The organism is Polaromonas sp., assembly GCF_016185115.1.
In the GTDB taxonomy this organism is placed as follows: domain Bacteria; phylum Pseudomonadota; class Gammaproteobacteria; order Burkholderiales; family Burkholderiaceae_C; genus Polaromonas.
Map to the genome: position 1 here is coordinate 58,074 of NZ_JACPOF010000005.1, position 18,202 is coordinate 76,275.

The 18,202-nt window shown below is 60.7% G+C and carries 18 protein-coding genes, 1 tRNA gene and 1 pseudogene; 5 read left to right on the forward strand and 15 right to left on the reverse strand.

Annotated elements, in window-relative coordinates:
- Positions 1-36: 36 nt before the first annotated feature.
- Entirely contained in the window at positions 37-645 is a 609-nt protein-coding gene (locus HYX42_RS04530; RefSeq protein WP_293400299.1) for a LemA family protein, read from the reverse strand.
- Between the two features lie 358 nt (positions 646-1,003).
- Positions 1,004-1,957, reverse strand: a complete 954-nt coding sequence (locus tag HYX42_RS04535) for a D-2-hydroxyacid dehydrogenase (protein ID WP_293400301.1) — start codon at positions 1,955-1,957, stop codon at positions 1,004-1,006.
- Positions 1,958-2,287: 330 nt separating this feature from the next.
- Between HYX42_RS04535 and HYX42_RS04540 the strand changes: the two genes are divergently transcribed.
- Genes HYX42_RS04540 through HYX42_RS04550 form a run of 3 tightly spaced genes read left to right on the forward strand, consistent with a single transcriptional unit; the run spans position 2,288 to position 4,328 of the window.
- On the forward strand, positions 2,288-2,734 hold the full coding sequence (locus tag HYX42_RS04540; RefSeq protein ID WP_293400303.1) for a nuclear transport factor 2 family protein: 447 nt from the start codon (positions 2,288-2,290) through the stop codon (positions 2,732-2,734).
- Positions 2,735-2,759: 25 nt separating this feature from the next.
- Positions 2,760-3,728 (forward strand): alpha/beta fold hydrolase, encoded by a 969-nt coding sequence (locus HYX42_RS04545; protein ID WP_293400305.1) that lies wholly within the window; start codon positions 2,760-2,762, stop codon positions 3,726-3,728.
- A 24-nt stretch (positions 3,729-3,752) separates the two neighbouring features.
- The gene (locus HYX42_RS04550) at positions 3,753-4,328 is read left to right on the forward strand and encodes a DUF2946 family protein (RefSeq protein ID WP_293400307.1); all 576 of its coding nucleotides are present in this window, start codon (positions 3,753-3,755) and stop codon (positions 4,326-4,328) included.
- A 55-nt stretch (positions 4,329-4,383) separates the two neighbouring features.
- Here the strand turns inward: HYX42_RS04550 and HYX42_RS04555 are convergent, their stop codons facing one another.
- Entirely contained in the window at positions 4,384-5,244 is an 861-nt protein-coding gene (locus HYX42_RS04555; protein ID WP_293400309.1) for a c-type cytochrome, read from the reverse strand.
- 182 nt (positions 5,245-5,426) lie between these two features.
- Here HYX42_RS04555 and HYX42_RS04560 point away from each other — a divergent pair.
- Together HYX42_RS04560 and HYX42_RS04565 are read left to right on the forward strand one after the other, a co-directional pair.
- Positions 5,427-5,502: transfer RNA gene (locus HYX42_RS04560), tRNA-Arg, on the forward strand.
- 43 nt (positions 5,503-5,545) lie between these two features.
- A complete protein-coding gene (locus HYX42_RS04565; RefSeq protein WP_293400311.1) occupies positions 5,546-6,178 on the forward strand; it encodes an isochorismatase family cysteine hydrolase in 633 nt (210 codons plus the stop codon).
- Positions 6,179-6,208: 30 nt separating this feature from the next.
- On the opposite strand, the gene HYX42_RS04570 is transcribed toward HYX42_RS04565, so the two are convergent.
- The 12 genes and pseudogenes from HYX42_RS04570 to HYX42_RS04625 form a co-directional block, all read right to left on the reverse strand.
- Positions 6,209-7,072 (reverse strand): isocitrate lyase/PEP mutase family protein, encoded by an 864-nt coding sequence (locus HYX42_RS04570; protein ID WP_293400313.1) that lies wholly within the window; start codon positions 7,070-7,072, stop codon positions 6,209-6,211.
- Entirely contained in the window at positions 7,069-8,460 is a 1,392-nt protein-coding gene (locus HYX42_RS04575; protein WP_293400319.1) for an FAD-dependent oxidoreductase, read from the reverse strand. Before HYX42_RS04575 ends, HYX42_RS04570 begins: the two co-directional genes overlap by 4 nt.
- A 13-nt stretch (positions 8,461-8,473) precedes the next feature.
- A complete protein-coding gene (locus HYX42_RS04580; protein WP_293400321.1) occupies positions 8,474-9,946 on the reverse strand; it encodes a dihydroorotase family protein in 1,473 nt (490 codons plus the stop codon).
- A 43-nt stretch (positions 9,947-9,989) separates the two neighbouring features.
- A complete protein-coding gene (locus tag HYX42_RS04585) occupies positions 9,990-10,502 on the reverse strand; it encodes a 3-isopropylmalate dehydratase (protein ID WP_293400323.1) in 513 nt (170 codons plus the stop codon).
- Positions 10,499-11,767, reverse strand: a complete 1,269-nt coding sequence (locus tag HYX42_RS04590; RefSeq protein ID WP_293400325.1) for a 3-isopropylmalate dehydratase large subunit — start codon at positions 11,765-11,767, stop codon at positions 10,499-10,501. Before HYX42_RS04590 ends, HYX42_RS04585 begins: the two co-directional genes overlap by 4 nt.
- A 20-nt stretch (positions 11,768-11,787) precedes the next feature.
- Positions 11,788-12,498, reverse strand: a complete 711-nt coding sequence (locus HYX42_RS04595) for an ABC transporter ATP-binding protein (RefSeq protein ID WP_293400327.1) — start codon at positions 12,496-12,498, stop codon at positions 11,788-11,790.
- Positions 12,495-13,259 (reverse strand): ABC transporter ATP-binding protein, encoded by a 765-nt coding sequence (locus HYX42_RS04600; RefSeq protein ID WP_293400329.1) that lies wholly within the window; start codon positions 13,257-13,259, stop codon positions 12,495-12,497. The genes HYX42_RS04595 and HYX42_RS04600 overlap by 4 nt, the downstream gene beginning before the upstream one ends.
- Positions 13,252-14,250 carry a branched-chain amino acid ABC transporter permease gene (locus HYX42_RS04605; RefSeq protein WP_293400331.1) on the reverse strand — a complete coding sequence of 333 codons (999 nt, stop codon included), beginning with the start codon at positions 14,248-14,250 and terminating at the stop codon, positions 13,252-13,254. The genes HYX42_RS04600 and HYX42_RS04605 overlap by 8 nt, the downstream gene beginning before the upstream one ends.
- Positions 14,247-15,119, reverse strand: a complete 873-nt coding sequence (locus HYX42_RS04610) for a branched-chain amino acid ABC transporter permease (protein ID WP_293400333.1) — start codon at positions 15,117-15,119, stop codon at positions 14,247-14,249. Before HYX42_RS04610 ends, HYX42_RS04605 begins: the two co-directional genes overlap by 4 nt.
- 317 nt (positions 15,120-15,436) lie before the next feature.
- Positions 15,437-16,651, reverse strand: a complete 1,215-nt coding sequence (locus HYX42_RS04615) for an ABC transporter substrate-binding protein (protein WP_293400335.1) — start codon at positions 16,649-16,651, stop codon at positions 15,437-15,439.
- A 35-nt stretch (positions 16,652-16,686) separates the two neighbouring features.
- Entirely contained in the window at positions 16,687-17,481 is a 795-nt protein-coding gene (locus tag HYX42_RS04620) for a GntR family transcriptional regulator (protein ID WP_293400337.1), read from the reverse strand.
- A 285-nt stretch (positions 17,482-17,766) separates the two neighbouring features.
- A pseudogene (locus HYX42_RS04625) lies at positions 17,767-18,202 on the reverse strand (ferredoxin--NADP reductase); the annotation flags it as partial.

The following is an 18,202-nucleotide window of genomic DNA, read 5'->3' on the forward strand; positions in this document are numbered from 1 at the left end:
CGCACACGCTGCTTCGATGTCACACGCGCCTTGCGTTTATTTCTTTTCGAAATTGACAGATGGAGGTACGGAAATCTGTGCTTCGTTTTGTACCGAGAAGTTGGGTTTCACGCCGTAGCCAAACACCATGGCCGTCAGGTTGTTGGGAAAACTGCGGGCCAGCACGTTGTATTCCTGCACTGTCTGGATGTAGCGGTTACGCGCCACAGTGATGCGGTTTTCCGTACCCTCGAGTTGTACGCGCAAATCCTGGAACCCCTGGTTGGCTTTCAGGTTGGGATAGTTCTCCGTCACGACAAGAAGACGGGACAGCGCGGAGGACAGCTCGCCCTGCGCCGCCTGGAACTTGCTGAAGGCCGCAGGGTCATTGAGCGTTTCGGGCGTCACCTGTATTGAAGTGGCTTTGGCGCGCGCCTCGACGACTTTGGTCAGCGTGTCCTGCTCGAACGCCGCTTCACCCTTGACGGTCGCCACGATGTTGGGCACCAGGTCGGCACGGCGCTGGTACTGGTTCAATACTTCAGACCAGGCAGATTTGGTCTGTTCGTCCAGTCGCTGGAAGTCGTTGTAGCCGCAACCTGTCAGCAACAGGCTGGTTACGCTGACAAATGCTGCCAGCATCAGTTTGATAAAACGGGATTTCATGAAGGGGCCTCCTGAATGCAAGTCGCCACACTAACATAAACAGATGCAGTCTCCGTAAATCTCCGGCGCATGAAGGGTGCTTTTGACAGCGCCAGAGCCCTGCCCGGGCACTGGCCAGACTCAGGGCGCATGGTTTGCTGAAAAAAGCTGGAAACCCTAAGGTTTCAAAAAGAAGTCCGGAGGGCAGTGGCCACGGGACAGTCAGGTCTGCTCCACGCCACTACGGGCGCAGGCAAGACTTGCTGTCTGGCTCTGTGCGGGCAGATGTCATGATGGCGCCATCCCGTCTCGCAGCCCCTGACGGTGCTCTTAATTACGCCAATCCGTGCATTCGCGGCCGGCAACAAGCTGTCAGGGGTCAATAGCCCATGGTGAGGTCGACCTGAAATTGCATGGGTTGACCGGCACGGAACCTTGCGAGGTTGTCCAGGAAGCGTTCAGCAGCACGCTCAAACATCCTCGTTTGTGAGCGCCCCGAAAGGTGCATGGAGATATGCACGTTGTCCAGATTCCACAGTGGATGCCCTGCTGGCAGGGGTTCGGGGTCAGTCACATCCAGAAATGCCGCTGCGATGCGTTTTCCTTCAATCGCCGCGACCAGCGCGTCCTGATCGACGATGCTGCCGCGCGCAAAGTTCATCAGCACTGCTTCTGGCTTCATGCGTGCAAGCTCTGCAGCACCAATCATGTGTTCGGTTTCACTTGTAGCAGGCACTGCAAGAATGACCCAGTCAAACTCGCCGAGCCTGTCCCGCCATTCATCGGGCCCCAGCGTTTTTCCTGATGGATCGGCGTTGCGCCGAACTCCGGTGACCTGTACTCCAAAAGCATCGAGGCGCGCTTCAACCATCTTGCCGATGGCGCCATAACCGAGCATCAACGCATGACTGCCGGCAAGTTCCGTCTTGCCGGGTGAATCCGGCAGCCATTGGTGGCGGTCCTGGGCGCGAACCACCTCACGGTAATTCTTTGCGATGGTGAGCATGCCCAACACGACGTACTCTGCGATGGTGATGGCGTTGATACCCGCACCGTTGGTCACAGTCACGCCTCGTTGTTGCAATACGTCCAGCGGCAGGCCGTCCATGCCTGCAAGGCCCGAGTTCAGCCACTTCATTTGTGTAGCCAAATTGACGGCAGTTGCCATGTCGGGTTTTTTGTACATGTCAAACCAGCCGATGTCTGCCTGGGGCGCAAGGGCACAGGCATCCTCGCGGCTGTCGAACCAGCGCACCTCAAGCCAGTCGGGCAAATTGCCGACGAGGTAAGTTTGCATTGGTCCAGGGAGCACGGCGATGATCTTGTCAGTCATGGTATTTTGTTGCGGGTCTTTCGGCGCTGGATGAGGCCATACTGATTAATATAGCCGCATGAATTTCACATCTTCCGTTTTGCAGGGTGCGCCCAGGCCCGGGGGCACAGACACGCGGGCAGGACCCGCAATGTTGCCGGCGGGGGTATCCGGTGTTCTGGGTGCCGAAGTCATGCATCGGCTATCTGGCTGCGGACAGCTTCTCTCACAAGCGGCGCATAGTGGCGATAGAAATCTCCACGGGGAGAGTATTCACAGCATCGTGCAGGCGTGGCTTAATGGCAGGCTGGACGCATCGCGGCCCTGAGTCGTAACCTGTAGAGCAAGCATATGCGAAAACCGAAAATTTCTGCGGTCACCAGCGACAGCGCCCACGATACCGAGGCAGCGTTCTACGAGGCATTGCAAAGCGGCGACATTGAGAGGCTGATGGCCTGCTGGGCAGACGAGGACGATATCCTCTGCGTGCATCCCGGGGGCGGCAGGCTTCTCGGTCCAGGCGCCATCCGGGCTTCTTTTGACGCCATGTTCGCCAACGGCACGATCCAGGCGCAACCCGAAAAAATACGTGTTATCGAATTCATGGGCGCCAGTGTGCACAGTGTCCTGGAGCGTATTGAAGTGCTGACAGACGAAGGTCCGCGCCATGCCTACGTCATCGCCACCAATGTGTACCAAAAGACCGCCCAGGGTTGGCGCCTGGTTGCGCACCACGCAAGTCCGGGTACGCCGCGTGAGATGCAGGAACTGCTGGACGCACCCCAAATGCTGCATTGAACATGATTTGTCTGGGGCCTGAGCCATGAACTACTCGGCGCCGTGGTGGCTGCCGGGCGGGAACCTGCAGACCATATGGGCGGCTGTGGTGGCACGCCGTTTTGTCGGCCCAAAGCCGAAGTTTCGGCGCCAGCGATGGGATGCTCCGGACAACGATTTTGTCGATGTGGATTTTCTTGAGGTTCCTGTCGCACCTGATGCGCCGCTCATGGTGGTTTTCCATGGCCTTGAAGGGTCTTCCGCCAGCCACTATGCAGAGGCACTGGCAGCTGTTGCGGGCGCACGTGGCTGGGCCTGTGCTGTGCCGCATTTCCGGGGCTGCTCTGGCGAGATCAACCACGCACCTCGTGCCTACCATTCGGGGGATTTTGAAGAGATTGACTGGATATTGCGCCGCTTCAGGGCATCGCACGCCGGACCGGTTCTTGCAGTTGGCATCTCTCTGGGCGGCAATGCACTGATGCGTTGGGCCGGTGAAATGGGCGCAGGGGCCCGTGCAGTTGTGGCTGCTGTCGCATCCGTTTGCTCACCACTGGACCTGGCTGCAGGTGGCTGGGCCATAGGCCGCGGTTTTAACCGGCAGGTCTACACACGCATGTTCCTCAAAAGCATGGTGCCCAAGGCCCTGCTGAAACTTGACCAGCATCCCGGCCTGTTCAGCCGTGAACGGCTTCTGGCTGCGCGGGACCTGTATGAGTTCGACAATGTTTTCACCGCGCCGCTTCACGGCTTCCAGAACACGGAAGACTACTGGGCCCGTGCCTCGGCGAAACCGCATATGAACAGGATAGGCGTGCCGGCACTTGCATTGAACGCCCGCAATGATCCCTTCATTCCCGCGTGGAGCCTGCCTTTGCCCGGCGATGTCAGTGCCAGTGTCACCCTGTGGCAGCCTGACGAGGGGGGGCACGTCGGCTTTCCGTCAGGTCCGTTTCCCGGCAGTGTCCAGTTGATGCCCGAGGTCATCACCGGATTTTTCTCCGCGCACCTTTGAGCCCTCAAACCAGATCGGCAAACCATGGATGACATCGTCAAGGCCGCATTGGCCAAGTGGCCCAACGTACCTGACTGCTATGGCTGGCTGGGGCTGGACGCGCGTGGCAACTGGTACATGCGCGACGAGCGCGCGCAGGCTGCGGGCGCTTTTGGTGCGGTACTCGATGATCGCGCACGGCAGATGGTCAGCAAGGGTTCACTTCTAAGGCACGACAAGCTGATCGACTTCATTCAGCGCAATTATGAGAGCGACGCGCAGGGGCAGTGGTTCTTCCAGAATGGCCCGCAGCGTGTGTATGTCGAACTTGAGGCTACACCCTATATATGGCGTGTTGCTGCAGATTTTTCCGTCACCGCGCATACCGGTCTGGGTGCGAGACCTCAACGCTGTGTGCTCGATGACGCTGGCCGCCTTTACCTCGAAACTGACATCGGCTTTGGCCTGGTGCATACGCAGGATATGGGGGTGGCTGCAGAAGCTGTCGAGCAGGGCTTGTGGGTTCCTCAGGAGGCACCAGCCGCCGACCTGCCCCGGCGTTATGGCTACGTGCCCAGTCCCCAGTTGCTTGAGGCGGCTCGCAGGGCAGCCCCGGTCTGAGTACGGCCCATAAAAAAAGCCGGTCGTGACCGGCTTCAGCTGGGCTTGGGAGGGCTTATTTGGCCGCGTTCACCATGTACTGAACCACTGCCTTTATATCTGCATCAGACGCTGTGCTGACTCCGCCTTTGGGTGGCATGGCATTCTTGCCCTTGATGGCGCTGGCCGTCAGCGCGTCAATGCCGGCACCGACGCGAGGCGCCCATGCAGTCTTGTCTCCAAGCTTGGGAGCGCCCGCCACGCCGGCTGCATGGCAAACCGCGCAGGCCTGGGTATACAGCGCAGGAACTGCAGCCGCGCCGCCAGCCGGAGCGGCTGTCTTGTTGGCTGCGGCAAGTGCTGCAACGACTTCCGGCGATGGTCCGGCGGCAGCCGCTGGTGCAGCACCTGCTGGTGCCGTGGCTGCTGGTGCTGCAGCGGGCTCTGCAAATTTTCCGCCCGCAGCTGCGGTCATGTAAACCACTGCGCGACCGATTTCCGTATCGTTAAAGTCTCCGCCGCCCTGTGCGGCCATCGCACCCTTGCCCTTGAGTGCTGAATTCCAGAGTGCTTCAAAACCCGTCTTGATGCGGGGGGCCCAGGCTGCAACATCGCCAAACTTCGGCGCGCCTGCGGCGCCCGAGCCGTGACAGGCCACACATTGGGCCTTGTAGACTTCTTCACCACTCTTCAGGGGGCGATTTGCATCACGGATCTCGACGGAGCCGACCTTCTGTATTCGCTGGGCCACGGTTTTTTCCATGTCCACCGCACCAGGCGCCGTCTTGTTGGCCGAGGTGACAAAGTACACCAGCCCGATGATGGCAAAAATGGGTATGACAAATGAGAAAAAGACCGCTGCCAGCAGCTGTTTTGGGGTCTTGATCGGGCCTGTATGGGCTTCTTCGTGGGCCGTGTTGTGATCGTTTGCGCTCATGGCGTCCTCAAAAAACTGTAATCGGGGGGCGAATATTAGGTTTGTTCTGCGCTGAAACAGGCTTTGCACAGCAACCTCACATTATAACTGTGCCACCCGTGCCGGTGGCTTTTTGATTGGCTCCGCCAGTGGCCGGCTGTTAGAATCAGGCGCTGCTCCTCTGGGGCGCACCTCACAGCATTGCGGCTGTAGCTCAGTGGATAGAGTATTGGCCTCCGAAGCCAAGGGTCGTGGGTTCGATCCCCGCCAGCCGCACCAAACAACGATCTGGCCATCACCAGAAAAGAAAGTCCATCCCGACATGGCGCAAAACACGCTCCCGGTTGAACTGGCGGACAGGCTCTCACCGGGCGGATCTGCGCTGGTGCTGATCGACATGCAGAATGATTTTTGCGCAGCTGGCGGCTATATCGACGTCGTGGCCGGCAAGGACGTTTCCGCAGGCGCCAGCCTTGTTCCGACATTGCAGGCATTGGTTGATGCCGCGCGCGTTGCGGGCGTTCCCGTGATCTGGGTACGGGCAGATTATTCATTCGACAAAATCCCGCCTTCCATGGCGGTGGTTTCCCAGGCAAGAGGCATTGCTGCCGAATGCTGCAAGCCCGGCACCTGGGGCGCAGAGTGGTTCGGCATTGCGCCATTGGCCGGCGAAAAAATCGTCACCAAACATACCTACAGCGGTTTCGCCAACACTGACCTGAACAACGTTCTGCAACAACTCAAGGTGCAGTCGGTGGTTTTCGGCGGCGTGACCACGCAGGTCTGTGTCGAGTCCACCGTGCGTGATGCGCATTCAGCCGGGTACTTCTGCATTGTTCCGCATGACGCGGTGGCTTCCCACACGCCTTCACTGCACGAAGCAGCGCTGACCAACATCCGCTTTTTCCTGGGCGATGTGTGTGCTGCGGCGGATGTGCTTTCAGCCTGGCGTTGACCTGCGTCCCGCAGGTGGCAGGCGAAGCGGCTATTCGTACTTCCTGCCCGTCGCCAGCAACTCCGGCGTGCCTATCACCTCATTGAGGCCATCGAAATCAAGCATGGCTGACTGCCACGGGGCAGTGGTCTGGTGTTTTTTCAGGCTGCCATAGTAGCCCTGCAGTGTATGCGTGACGGCGCGTACCGTACCCCCGGGGAAGATGACGATACGAAAACCACGTTTGCCCAGTTCTTCTGCGCTCTGCACCGGTGTCTTGCCGCCTTCAACCATGTTGGCGAGCAAGGGGATGCGTGAGGCGAATCGCGTACAGGCAGCGTTCATCTGTTCGGGTGTACGCAAGGCTTCAATAAACAATGCGTCAACGCCGCACTCCAGGTAACGCTCGGCGCGCTCGAGTGCGGCTTCGATTCCTTCGGTTGCTACCGCATCGGTGCGCGCCAGTATCAGTGTTGATGCAGACTGCCTTGCATCCAGCGCGGCCTTCAGCTTGCCCGTCATCTCCTGAGTACTGACGACAGACTTGCCATCCAGGTGTCCGCAGCGTTTGGGAAAGGTCTGGTCTTCCAGCTGGATCATGGCTGCGCCGGCGCGCTCAAACCCCCGGACGGTGCGCATCACATTGAGCGCATTGCCGAAGCCCGTATCTGCATCGACGATGACGGGCAAATCGACCCGTGCCGTGATGTTTGAAAGTACCTGCTGGACCTCTGGATAAGTCGTCAGGCCAATGTCCGAACGACCCAACGCGGTATAGGCAATGGAGGCTCCCGAGAGATACAGGGCTTCGAAGCCGGCCTGCTGCGCCACCAGTGCGCTGAGTGCGTCGTACACGCCGGGTGCAAGGAGGGCGGCTTGCTGCGCAAGTCTGGTTTTAAGGTCGGAACTGCTCATGCGGGCTGCCTTTGTGATTGGGTGATGGTGGCAGCCGCAATCGCGCCACCGGCAATGGCGCTGAGCAGGCCGTTGCCCGAGAGGTAACCCCAGACCGCATTTCCCGATACGCCGCGCGCTGCGCCGCCTGCCGCCAGCAGGGTGTTGAATGCGGAGCCGTCTTTGCGCAATACATGGCAGTGCTCGTCAATGTCGAGACCACCCTGTGTGTGGAACAGCGCACCTGTAACCTTGATCGCGAAATACGGTGCTTTCAGTTCGCGCGTGAACACACGGCCATGACTGTCTGTTGTGCCCGGTGACACCGCAGTGAGCGTCTGCTCCAGAATTTGCGCGTGGCAGCCGATAAGCTTCGCAAGCGACGCGAGGTCAGGGCATGACTTCAGTGCGCCTGCGTTTTCTGCATCGCAGAAGTCGGGAAAGCCGTGTGCGAGGTCCAGTGTGTGCTGGTCAAAGACACTCCATGCAACGCCGCCGGGCTGGGCCAGCACCTGAACCGATGCTTCCGAATAGCCATGGCCCTCGTCATGGAAACGTTCGCCGCGCGCATTGATCTGTACGCCGCCATCCATGATGACGGCCCAACTGATCAGCGCGCCTTGCGGCACCGCCCACGAGCCATGACCCTGATAGCCGCCCAGGTCGGCCAGCCTTGCACCTAACTGGCGCCCCCATGCGATGGCAGAGCCGTCATTGCCGGCATGGCCTGCGAAGGTCGCATCGCGCATGTCGGGCAGCAGCTCTGCCACCATGGCGCTGTTGCCTCCGAAACCATTGCATGACAGCAGTATGTGGTCGCAGGCCAGGTGTTCCATGTTGCCATCGGGTCGCACATAACCCACGCCGGTGACCTCACCGGAATCGTCCATCCACAGCTGCCGCACAAGGGCTTCCGTGACGATGGTGGCACCCGCCGCGACTGCCGCGTTTTCAAGCTGGGCCATCAACGCCAGGCCGGTTTTTTCATGCACTGCGTGCATGCGGCGAACGCTGTGGCCGGGGTATAAAAAACCGTCAAGCACTTCAAAGGTGATGCCGTGTTTTTGCTGCAGGGTGTCCAGTGCCGGACCAACGGCAGCAGCATAGGCTTTAACCAGGTGTGCGGCCGCCGTGCCTTGCGTCTTGTCCAGGATGTCTTTTGAGAACAGCTCAACGCTGTCCTCAATACCCAGCGCTTTTTGCACGGCGGTTGCCGGTGCCGGAATAAAGCCCGACGACAGCGCTGACGAGCCGCTCGGTGAAGCGTCCCGTTCAAGCACGACCGCATCAATGCCCGCGTCGCTCAGGGCGATGGCCGCCATCAGGCCGCAGGCGCCGCCACCCACAATCGCGACGGGAATATGTGGCGCGTCTTCAGGTGGCCGGCCGCGCTGGATGATGGGGTTCATGCGTCTCAGGCGTTCAGGCAGTAGGGCGGAACAAGTACTGGCCGCGTGGCTTGCCAATCACTTCGCCGTTTTCATAGATCAGTTCGCCGCGCAGAAAGGTCGCATCCACATTGGCAGACAACTCAAGGCCTTCGAAGGGCGTGTAGCCCTGGGTCGACGGTGAGTCCTTGGCGTGTATGGTCCACGTCTTGCCCGGGTCCACCAGCGCGATATCGGCGTCAAAACCGGCGGCGATGTCGCCCTTGCTGTTCAGGCCGTAGCGCTGCGCCGGATTCCAGCTCGTGACGCGCGCCATGTGGTTGTAACTCATGCCGCGGCGCGTACCTTCGCTGATCAGGGCGGGCAGCATGTACTCGGTGCCGCCGAAGCCGCTCTTGGCCATCCAGATATTGCCGAAGTAGCGTTTGGGGATTTTGGTCTCGTGGCGGCAGCAGGCGTGGTCAGACACCACCCAGTCCAGCTCGCCGGCCAGCAATGCGTCCCACAAGAACTCGACGTCTTCACGTGGGCGAATCGGCGGGTTCACCTTTGCCAGCTCGGCCGCCTTGCTGGTGATGTCCAGCATCAGGTGGCCTATGGTCACCTCGCGCTTGAAGTCGATGTGTGGGAAGGTATCGGCCATCATCATGGCGGCCTGCACGGCCTTGCGTGACGACAGGTGCAACAGGTTGATGTTGGGTAGCGCGGTCTCGTTGGCGAGGTAGCTGGCGATGAACACCGCCAGGCCTTCGGAGTGCTGGGGGCGCGAGGCGCTGTAGGCCGCCAGGCCTGAGAGTGACTTGTCTTTTTCGACAATTTTTGTGTACGCCGTCATGATCTCGGCTGTTTCGCAATGCAGCGACAGCGAGATCTGATTGGCCAGCCTGGGCATCTGCTCGCGTGCGGCCTGTATGCCGCGCATGATGAATTCAAAATGTGCGTAGTCGTAACGCTCGTTTTTGCCAATCATCAAAAAGTCGCGCTGTGCATCCGACGCGCCATGCAGGCCGTGCGAGCCGTAGAACATGAAAATCTTGAAGCTCGGCACGCCGAATTTCTCGATCAGTTCGGGGATTTCCTTGATGTGGGTCGCGTCCATGGGCGCGAGGTGAAAACCGTAGTCGACGTGAAAGCGGTTCTTGGCGGTCTTCAGGACCTCGGGGTAAAACTTCTTGTACGGGCCGCCCTTGTTCATGTAGTACTGGCCGGTGCGGAAGTAATTCAGGCTGCTGGTCACGCCGCCCATGGCTGCGGCCTTGCTTTCCGTCACGGCATCCTCTTCAAGCGGTGAATAAATGCCGCTGTGCATGTGTGCATCGACCACGCCGGGAAAGGCCAGGCGGTTTTTGCCATCCTTGACGGCCCTGGCCCGCGTCACATCTATGCCGGGTGCCACCAGTGCAATCTTGCCGCCTGTCACGGCGATATCGGCATCGAACACCACGTTGCCGTGTGGGCGCACCACGCGCACATTCTTGATGAGCAGGTCGAATTCAGGTTTTTTCATGGTTTCTCCAGAAGGTTTGGTATTTGTTGATGTGTTCGATGTGTTAGACGACAGGCAGGGCCGCAAGGGCCTTGCGCTGTTTCAGGCTGGCCATCAGGCCGCCCATGCGTACCATCTGCAGCAGAAAGTCAGGCACGGGCTCGCAAGCCAGGTTTTTGCCTGAGGCGGTTTGTAATGACAGTGCGGGCTCAGTGATGGACAGTTGTCCTTCACCACCCAGCTCAGCGGCATCGGGGCAGGTCAGCAACAACAAACCCAGGTTGAAGGCATTCCTGAAAAACAGGCCGCCGTAGCTGGGCGCGATCACGGCCGCGACACCCAGGTGCACGAGTGCGGCTGCTGCCTGCTCGCGTGAAGAACCTATGCCAAAGCCGCTTCCCGCCACGATCACATCGCCCTTGCGAACGTCAGTCGCAAAAGAAGGCAGCAGGCTTTCAAGGCAATGCGCTGAAATGACTTCTATGCCGTGCTGCATGTAGGCGCCGGGTGCCAGCGCATCGGTGTCAACGTCGTTGCCGAGATGCCAGATGCGGTGCAATGCCTTCCCTGTGGTCATGCCATCACCTCGCGCGGGTCGGTGATGCGGCCGCGCAATGCAGACGCAGCCACGGTGTAGGCCGAGCCCAGAAAAACCTGTGTGCTGGCCGGGCCCATGCGACCCCTGAAATTGCGGGCCGTGCTGGAGATCACAGTCTGGCCTTCGGCAAAACTCTCGCCATACCCGGCGCAGGCGCCGCAGGCACTTGGCAGCAGCGTTGCGCCGGCATCGGCCAGCAGCTGCATGGTGCCTTCGGCCTGCGCCTCGGCAAGGTCTTTCACGCTGGCGGGCGCCACCATCAGCTGCACGCCGCTGGCAATTTTTTTACCCTTGAGTACTTGCGCTGCAAAACGCAGGTCCTCCAGCTTGGCGCCTGTGCATGCGCCTATGTAAGCCACGTTGATGGGGGTGCTGGCGTGCTCGGCGATGTTCACGCCATGCGCGGGGCTGTGCGGCGCGGCGAGTTGGGGGCTCAAGGTGCTGGCGTTGAAGTCGTGCTGCACGTCCGCAGAGCCAGGGTCCGAGTGCCACCTGGCAGTATCGCTTTCTGGGGTTGACGGCCTGCCGGTGGAAGCCAGCCATCGCCGGGTAACGTCGTCTGGTGCAACCAGGCCGGTCTGCGCACCCAGTTCTGCGCTCATGTTGCACAGGGTCATGCGCTCCTGCATGCCCAGCGTCCTCACGGCCTCACCGGTGAACTCAACCGCCTGGTAGTTCGCGCCGTTCATGCCAAAGCGCGCAATCATGGCCAGCATCATGTCCTTGGCGCAAACGCCGGGGCTTAGCTTGCCCGACCAATTCATGGCGATGGTCTGCGGCACGCGCAGCCAGATCTCGCCGGTCACGACCACACCCAGCATTTCGGTGCTGCCTATGCCGAACATGTAGGCGCCGAATGCGCCACCGGTGGGCGAATGCGAGTCGCCGCCCACACAGAACATGCCGGGCTGTATATGGCCGTGCTGCGGCACCACCACATGGCAGATGCCCTGGCTGTCGTAAACGTGGGGCAGGTCCTGCTCGCGCGCCCAGTCGCGCGCAATGCGTACGATGCGGCGTGATTCGTCGTCACGTTCCGGCACATAGTGGTCCATCACCAGTACGACACGGGATTTGTCCCAGATTTGCGCACCCAGTTCTTCCAGCATGGGCTTGAGCCTGCGCGGGCCAGAAGAGTCGTGGAACATTGCCATGTCGACCTTGCAGGTCACGATCTCGCCGGTCGTGACAGACGTGCGGCCAGCCGCTCTGGCGATCAGTTTTTGCGCAAGGCTCTGGCTCATGTCGTTCGGCTTGTGCAAGATCACAGACCCAGGTAGGCCTTGCGCAATTCGTCGCTGCCCAGCAGATCGGCAGGCAGGCCTGAAAAACGTATGCCGCCGTTTTCAAGCACATAGGCGCGGTCTGCAATTTCAAGCGACTGGCCGACGTTCTGCTCGACCAGCAACACAGCAAGGCCGCCCTCGCGCAACTTGCTGATCAGACCGAACATTTCTTCGACCAGCAGCGGCGACAGGCCCAGGGAGGGCTCATCAAGTATCAGCAGCCGGGGCTCGGCCATCAGGCCGCGGCCAATCGCCAGCATCTGCTGCTCGCCGCCGCTCATGGTGCCGGCGCGCTGCTGAAGCCGTTCTTTCAGGCGCGGGAAGATGCCGAACACCTTGTCGAGGTTTTCTGTCCGGCGCTCGCGTGCACGTGTGAATGAGCCGAGCTCAAGGTTCTCCAGCACGCTGAGGTTGGGGAAGACCTTGCGGCCTTCCGGCACCTGTATCAGCCCGGCCTTGACCACATCGCGGTAATGCGCACCGCTCAAATCGTGGCCATCAAACTGCACAGTCCCTGACCAGGCCTTATAGATGCCGCACACCACGTTGTTCAGTGTCGACTTGCCGGCGCCATTGCTGCCCAGCAGCGCCACGGTCTCGCCCGCCTCGACTTTCAGGTCGACGCCGCGCAGTACTTCGACCTGGCCGTAACCACCACGCAGGCCCCTGATCTCAAGCAAGGCACTCATGATGCGCTCCTGGCCAGTTCGGCCTGCTTCAGGCGGGCTGCTGTGCCGTGGCCCAGATAGGCCTCGACCACTTTCGGGTCGGCGGTGACTTCAGCCGGTGAGCCCTGCGCAATCAACTGGCCCTGCGCCAGCACCCAGACGTGCTGGGCCAGGTTCATCACCGCCTGCATCACGTGCTCGATCATCAGCACGGTGACACCGCTGTTGGCAATGCCGCGCACCACGGGAATCATTTCTGCAATCTCCTGAGGGTTCAGGCCCGCCAGCACTTCGTCCAGCAGCAGCAGGCGCGGTTTGGTTGCCAGCGCACGGGCCAGCTCCAGGCGCTTGCGGCCCGCCACAGTCAGGTCGGATGCAGGTTTGTCGAGCTGCGCGGCCAGGCCCACCTGCTGCGCCACCAGTTCGGCTTGCTCAAGCGCCTCGCGCCGGCTGCGTGTGTGCAGGTGAATGCCGACGGCAATGTTTTCGCGAACGGTCTGCATGGCAAAGGGTTGCACGATCTGGAAGGTGCGCGTCATGCCCTGAATGGCATTGAGGTGCGGTGCGCGGCCGGTGATGTCCTGGCCGTCAAACACCACTTGCCCGCTGTCCGGCAGCAGAAAGCCGGACATCAGCGCGAACAGCGTGGTCTTGCCTGCGCCGTTCGGACCTATCAGCGCAGTGAGGCTACCGGTTGGCACTTCCATGCTGACGTCCTGTACGGCCTTGAGTCCACCGAAGGCGCGCGACAGGTTCTTGATGGAGAGAAGGGGTTCAGTCATGGCGGCCTTCTTTCTTGCCGTGCTGTTTCCAGAGCGACCTGACAGTGGCCGCCAGCCCGCCTATGCCGCGCGGCATGAACATCACGATCAGCACCAGCACCACACCGTAAATCACCAGGTTGATGCCGGGCAGTTCGCCAAACATATTGCGGGTGATGTCGGCCAGCATGTGCAACACCACCGCGCCCAGAATGGGACCCCACAGCGTGCCTATGCCGCCCACAATGGCTGCGACCAGTGCCTCTACCGATGTAACCGGGCCAAAGGCGATGCCCGGGTCTATGTACTGGAAGACCTGCACATAAAACGCGCCGCCCGCCCCCATGAGGCCGCCCGAAATGGCAATCGCGCCGAGCTTGATGCGAAACGGGTTCACGCCGATGGCGCGTGCCGAGTCCTCGTTGTCTCGAACGGCCTGCAGGTAAGCGCCGAAGCGGGAATTTTTCAGCCACCAGGTAATCAGCAGCGCTGCTGTGACAAACCCCAGCACCAGATAAACATAACCACGGCGGGAGCCGAACTGCATGTTGGTAAAGGATTCGCGCAGCGGAATCATCAGGCCCACACCGCCGCCGGTGAAAGGCACAGACAGCGCCAGGATGCGGAAGACTTCAGCGAAGGCCAGCGTGACGAGCGCGAAGTAGGAGCCCTTGAGCCCGTAGCGAAATGACAGTGCACCGACAAACACGCCAACACCTGCCGAGCCCGCCACTGCCAGCGCCAGCCCTGCCCATGCGTTGATTCCGCCATTGAGCTGCGACATGGCTTGTATATAGGCACCGGTGCCGAAAAAGAGTGCATGGCCGAACGAGAACTGTCCGCCAAAGCCGCCCAGGATGTTCCAGGCTTGGGCCAGCAATGCGGCGTAGAGCGCCATCATCAGAAAGTTCAGTGTCACGCCCGATGTGCTGACCAGCGGGATGGCCGCAGCCACCACCACGAAGAGTGCAATACCGGCCAGTTCCCTCAGGCCTGTCAGTCTTGTGCTCATGCCTTGGCCCCAAACAAGCCTTGCGGGCGAAACAGCAGCACGGCAATAAATATCACAAAAATGCCGATCTGGCCCAGCGATTCACCAAGGTACAAGCCCCCCAGCGATTCGACCACGCCGACCAGCAGGCCGCCGACCAGCGCACCGCCAAAGCTACCCATGCCGCCCAGCACCACCACGGTGAAGGCGACCAGCACAAAACCGCTGCCCACCTGCGGGTTGACGTAGTAGGCCGGCAGCAAAAAGCAGGCCGCCGCACCGAGACAAGCCAGGCCAATGCCAAAGCTCATCGCGTAGACATGGTCCACATCAATGCCCATGAGTTTGGCGCCGTGCTTTTCTTTCGCCACCGCACGTATTGCCCGGCCCAGGTCAGTCCTGCCAACTATCCACAGCAAAATGCCGGACACCACCAGCGCACCGGCAAAGGCCACCAGCTTGGGCAGCGCAATCATGGCCGGGCCTATCGCCACCGTGGTCAGGGTGTAGGCCGTGTCTATGGTGCGGGTGTCCGATTTGAAAAGCAGCAGCGCCAGGTTTTCCATCACGATGGAAAGGCCCAGCGTGACCAGCAAAATGTTTTCATCCTTGCCGTGGCTGGCGCGGTTGATGATGATGCGCTGCAATGCATAACCCAGCACGAACATGCCCGGCACCACGATGGGCAGGGCCAGGTAAGGGTCGATTCCCAGACGCTCCTTGAGCATGTAGACGGCATACAGCGCGAGCATCAACGATGCCCCATGGGCAAAGTTGATGATGTGCAGCACGCCGTAAATCAGCGTCAGGCCCAGCGCGATGAGCGCATACACCGCGCCCGTCGTCAGGCCGTTAAGCACCGATGAGAAAAGAATGGATGGGTCAAGCATCAGTCAGTTAGTTGGCAAACATCGAAGCGAGGTTTTCGCAAGCAGGGTCCGCGGAACTGGCTTTGCCAGGCCGCAGGAGCAGCGCCCCCTCGGGGGCAGAGAGTTACACGAAGTGAGCGAACGTGGGGGCATCATTTTTCAAGCAGGGTCCGCGGAACCGGCTTTGCCAGGCCGCAGGCGCAGCGCCCCTGAGGGGCTGGAGCCTGCGGCTCCAAAGCTGCTTGAGCAGCTTTGGACAGGCGACAGAGGTGAAGCGTCTCGCGAACCGCGGCCTGCAAGGCCTCGGGCGCTACACGCAGTGAGCAACCGTGGGGGCATCAGGTCTTGAGCGGGAAGATCGGATCGATCTCGCGGTATTCGCGCGGGATGATGACCTTGATGTCGTTCTTGTAGACCTGCGTCATCAGCGGCTGTGCACCCATGTTCTGGCCATTGACAAACTTCGTCGGGCCGTAGGGCATGATGTGATCAGAGAAGGTGCTCTTGCCCAGCGCGTCGATGATGGCGGCGCGATCGACTGATTTGGCGCGGTCAATGGCATCGGCCAGCAGGCGCATCGAGGTATAGGTCATGAAGACTTCATAGCTGAAGAACAGGCCCTTGGCTTCGACGCGTTTTTTCAGTGCCTGGGCACGCGCGTCTTTCGGGTTGAACCAGTGGTTGCAGTCGATGATGCCGTTGGCCGCGTCCGGAAACTCCTTCACGAACTTGTAGCTCGACGCCGCGCCGCCCAGCACCGAGAAAATGGCCTTGGGCGTCACCTTCTGCTGCTGCATGGTGCGCACCAGCAGCGCGTATTCGTTGTAGTAGTTGGCCGGGATCACGATGTCCGGGTTCACGGCCTTCATGCGCAGCACGATGTTGTTGAAGTCACGCGTCGGGTTGGCGTGCTTGATGATTTCCTTGACCTCGTAACCGTAGCCGGGCAGCTCGCGCGCCAGCAGGTTGGCGGTGCCTGTGCCGAACAGCGACTCTTCATGAATGATCATCACGGTCTTGGCGGGTTTGCCGGCAGCGGTGTTCAGCACGTGCAGGTTGGCCACGGCGATTTCTGCAGATTTCTTGTAGCCGGGGCCGAAGCGGAAGGTGTTTTTGAGGCCGCGCTCGACGATCTGGTCGGCCACACCCACGTCCACTACGTGCGGCAGGTTGTACTTGGCCGCGGCCTGTGTGGTCGCCAGGCAAATGGCTGATGCAAATGCACCGACCACTGCGCAGACGCCGGCTTCGTTCATCTTCTCGATCTCGGCGGTACCGGCCTGCGGTGACGATTGCGCGTCACCCAGAAGGGCTTCGATCTTGGCGCCGCCCAGGGACTTGATGCCGCCAGCCTTGTTGATGTCTTCAATCGCCATCAGCGCGCCTTCGCGGCACTGCTGGCCCGAATAGGCGAGAGCGCCTGTGACCGGGTGCAGCACGCCGATCTTGACGGGCTTGGGCTGCGCGCCCGCGACCAGCGGAAATGCCAGCGCCGAAGCGGTAGCTGCAGACTGGGCAATGAATTGCCGACGCGAATTGTGAGCTGCTGACATAAGAACTCCTTCTGGTTTAGGTAAAACGTGCTGACTCAGGTAAAACGGGCTGACAGATCCTTGTTGACCCAGACCTTGGCATCAATGCTGCCAACGCGGGAAAGCTCCATCTGGTACTCGTAACGATCAGGCCTGTAAAGGCCGTGCAGCCACTGCACGGGCCTGTCGTTCTCGTCGTAAATCAGGCGGCGCACGGCGAGCAGCGCGGTGCCGACCGAGACATCGAGGTGCTCGGCCACAGTGGCATCGGCCAGCCGCGCCGAAATGGTCTGGTGCGCACGGCCGACCTTGACGCCAGACTCTTCAAGCAGCACCAGGATGGGTTTGCGCGAGAGCTCGCGCCGCCCGAATGACTGGGCCAGGGCCTGCGGCACGTAAGTGGTGATGTGCGAGAACGCACCTTCGCGGGTGCTGCGCACGCGCACGGCTTTTTGCACTTCGGAACCCAGTGGTATCTGCAGCGCCTCGGCAATCGATTCGGAGGCCGAGATGCCTTTGACCTCCAGAACCTTGACGGATGTTTTCAGGCCCATGCTGACCAGGTTCTCCAGCAGGCCGGTGAGTTGCGCGCGCCGGCCTTCAGGTGGTGAAGCCTTCGCGGCGGCATCAATGGGCCGCGTGCCGCGCCCGGGTTCGCGTGAAATCAGCCCCTCGGAGGACAACTTCTCCAGCGCGCGCCGTATCGTGACGCGCGCCACGCCGAATTGCTGCACCAGCGCTATTTCGCCCGGCAGGCCGGCTGAGAACCGGCCTTCACCCAATTGCTCACGCAGCACAAGGTAAATGCGGTGGTATTTGGGTAGCGGTAATGCGGATGCAACCTGGGCCATGCGATGCATCCTAGGTGCGCTTTTAATGTCCTGTCAATAGAACATTTGGTTCGGTGCATATTCTGCTGCGGCGCACCAAATCCGGCTGGTCTTTTAAGCAAGTTGCACCAGCGCGGAACACCCACAAGTGAAAAACCCGCGCACTTTGCAGTGCGCGGGTTGAGTCCGAATAGATGGAAGCGGGGTCTTCGCAAGCAAGGGCCGCAGAACCGGCTTTGCCGGGCTGCAGGCGCAGCGCCCCCTCGGGGGGCAGGGCGCTACACGCAGTGAGCGAACGTGGGGGCTCTATTTTTCAGCGAACGCTCTTTCCACGACGAAGTCGCCTGGCTTGGACGTGGTGCCTTCCGTGAACCCGCGCGTCTCCAGCATGTGCTTGAGGTCCTTGAGCATGTGCGGGCTGCCGCAGATCATCACGCGGTCATTGGCGACATCAAGGTTGGGCAGCTTGAGGTCTTCAAACATCTTGCCCGATTCCATCAGGTCGGTGACCCGGCCCATGTTGCGGTATGACTCGCGCGTCACCGTCGGGTAGTAGAGCAACTGCTTCTGGATCATCTCGCCCAGGAACTCATGCTTGGGTAGGTGGTCCAGCACCAGGTCGTGATAGGCCAGCTCGTCTGCCTGGCGCACGCCGTGGACCAGGATGACCTGCTCGAAGGCTTCATAGGTGGCCGGATCGCGGATCACGCTCATGAAGGGTGCCAGGCCCGTGCCGGTCGAC

Excerpts from the sequence above, each read along its gene's own strand:
- HYX42_RS04530 (WP_293400299.1), bottom strand. The coding sequence starts at position 645 with ATGAAATCCCGTTTTATCAAACTGATGCTGGCAGCATTTGTCAGCGTA.
- HYX42_RS04535 (WP_293400301.1), bottom strand. The coding sequence starts at position 1,957 with ATGACTGACAAGATCATCGCCGTGCTCCCTGGACCAATGCAAACTTAC.
- HYX42_RS04540 (WP_293400303.1), top strand. The coding sequence starts at position 2,288 with ATGCGAAAACCGAAAATTTCTGCGGTCACCAGCGACAGCGCCCACGAT.
- HYX42_RS04545 (WP_293400305.1), top strand. The coding sequence starts at position 2,760 with ATGAACTACTCGGCGCCGTGGTGGCTGCCGGGCGGGAACCTGCAGACC.
- HYX42_RS04550 (WP_293400307.1), top strand. The coding sequence starts at position 3,753 with ATGGATGACATCGTCAAGGCCGCATTGGCCAAGTGGCCCAACGTACCT.
- HYX42_RS04555 (WP_293400309.1), bottom strand. The coding sequence starts at position 5,244 with ATGAGCGCAAACGATCACAACACGGCCCACGAAGAAGCCCATACAGGC.
- HYX42_RS04565 (WP_293400311.1), top strand. The coding sequence starts at position 5,546 with ATGGCGCAAAACACGCTCCCGGTTGAACTGGCGGACAGGCTCTCACCG.
- HYX42_RS04570 (WP_293400313.1), bottom strand. The coding sequence starts at position 7,072 with ATGAGCAGTTCCGACCTTAAAACCAGACTTGCGCAGCAAGCCGCCCTC.
- HYX42_RS04575 (WP_293400319.1), bottom strand. The coding sequence starts at position 8,460 with ATGAACCCCATCATCCAGCGCGGCCGGCCACCTGAAGACGCGCCACAT.
- HYX42_RS04580 (WP_293400321.1), bottom strand. The coding sequence starts at position 9,946 with ATGAAAAAACCTGAATTCGACCTGCTCATCAAGAATGTGCGCGTGGTG.
- HYX42_RS04585 (WP_293400323.1), bottom strand. The coding sequence starts at position 10,502 with ATGACCACAGGGAAGGCATTGCACCGCATCTGGCATCTCGGCAACGAC.
- HYX42_RS04590 (WP_293400325.1), bottom strand. The coding sequence starts at position 11,767 with ATGAGCCAGAGCCTTGCGCAAAAACTGATCGCCAGAGCGGCTGGCCGC.
- HYX42_RS04595 (WP_293400327.1), bottom strand. The coding sequence starts at position 12,498 with ATGAGTGCCTTGCTTGAGATCAGGGGCCTGCGTGGTGGTTACGGCCAG.
- HYX42_RS04600 (WP_293400329.1), bottom strand. The coding sequence starts at position 13,259 with ATGACTGAACCCCTTCTCTCCATCAAGAACCTGTCGCGCGCCTTCGGT.
- HYX42_RS04605 (WP_293400331.1), bottom strand. The coding sequence starts at position 14,250 with ATGAGCACAAGACTGACAGGCCTGAGGGAACTGGCCGGTATTGCACTC.
- HYX42_RS04610 (WP_293400333.1), bottom strand. The coding sequence starts at position 15,119 with ATGCTTGACCCATCCATTCTTTTCTCATCGGTGCTTAACGGCCTGACG.
- HYX42_RS04615 (WP_293400335.1), bottom strand. The coding sequence starts at position 16,651 with ATGTCAGCAGCTCACAATTCGCGTCGGCAATTCATTGCCCAGTCTGCA.
- HYX42_RS04620 (WP_293400337.1), bottom strand. The coding sequence starts at position 17,481 with ATGGCCCAGGTTGCATCCGCATTACCGCTACCCAAATACCACCGCATT.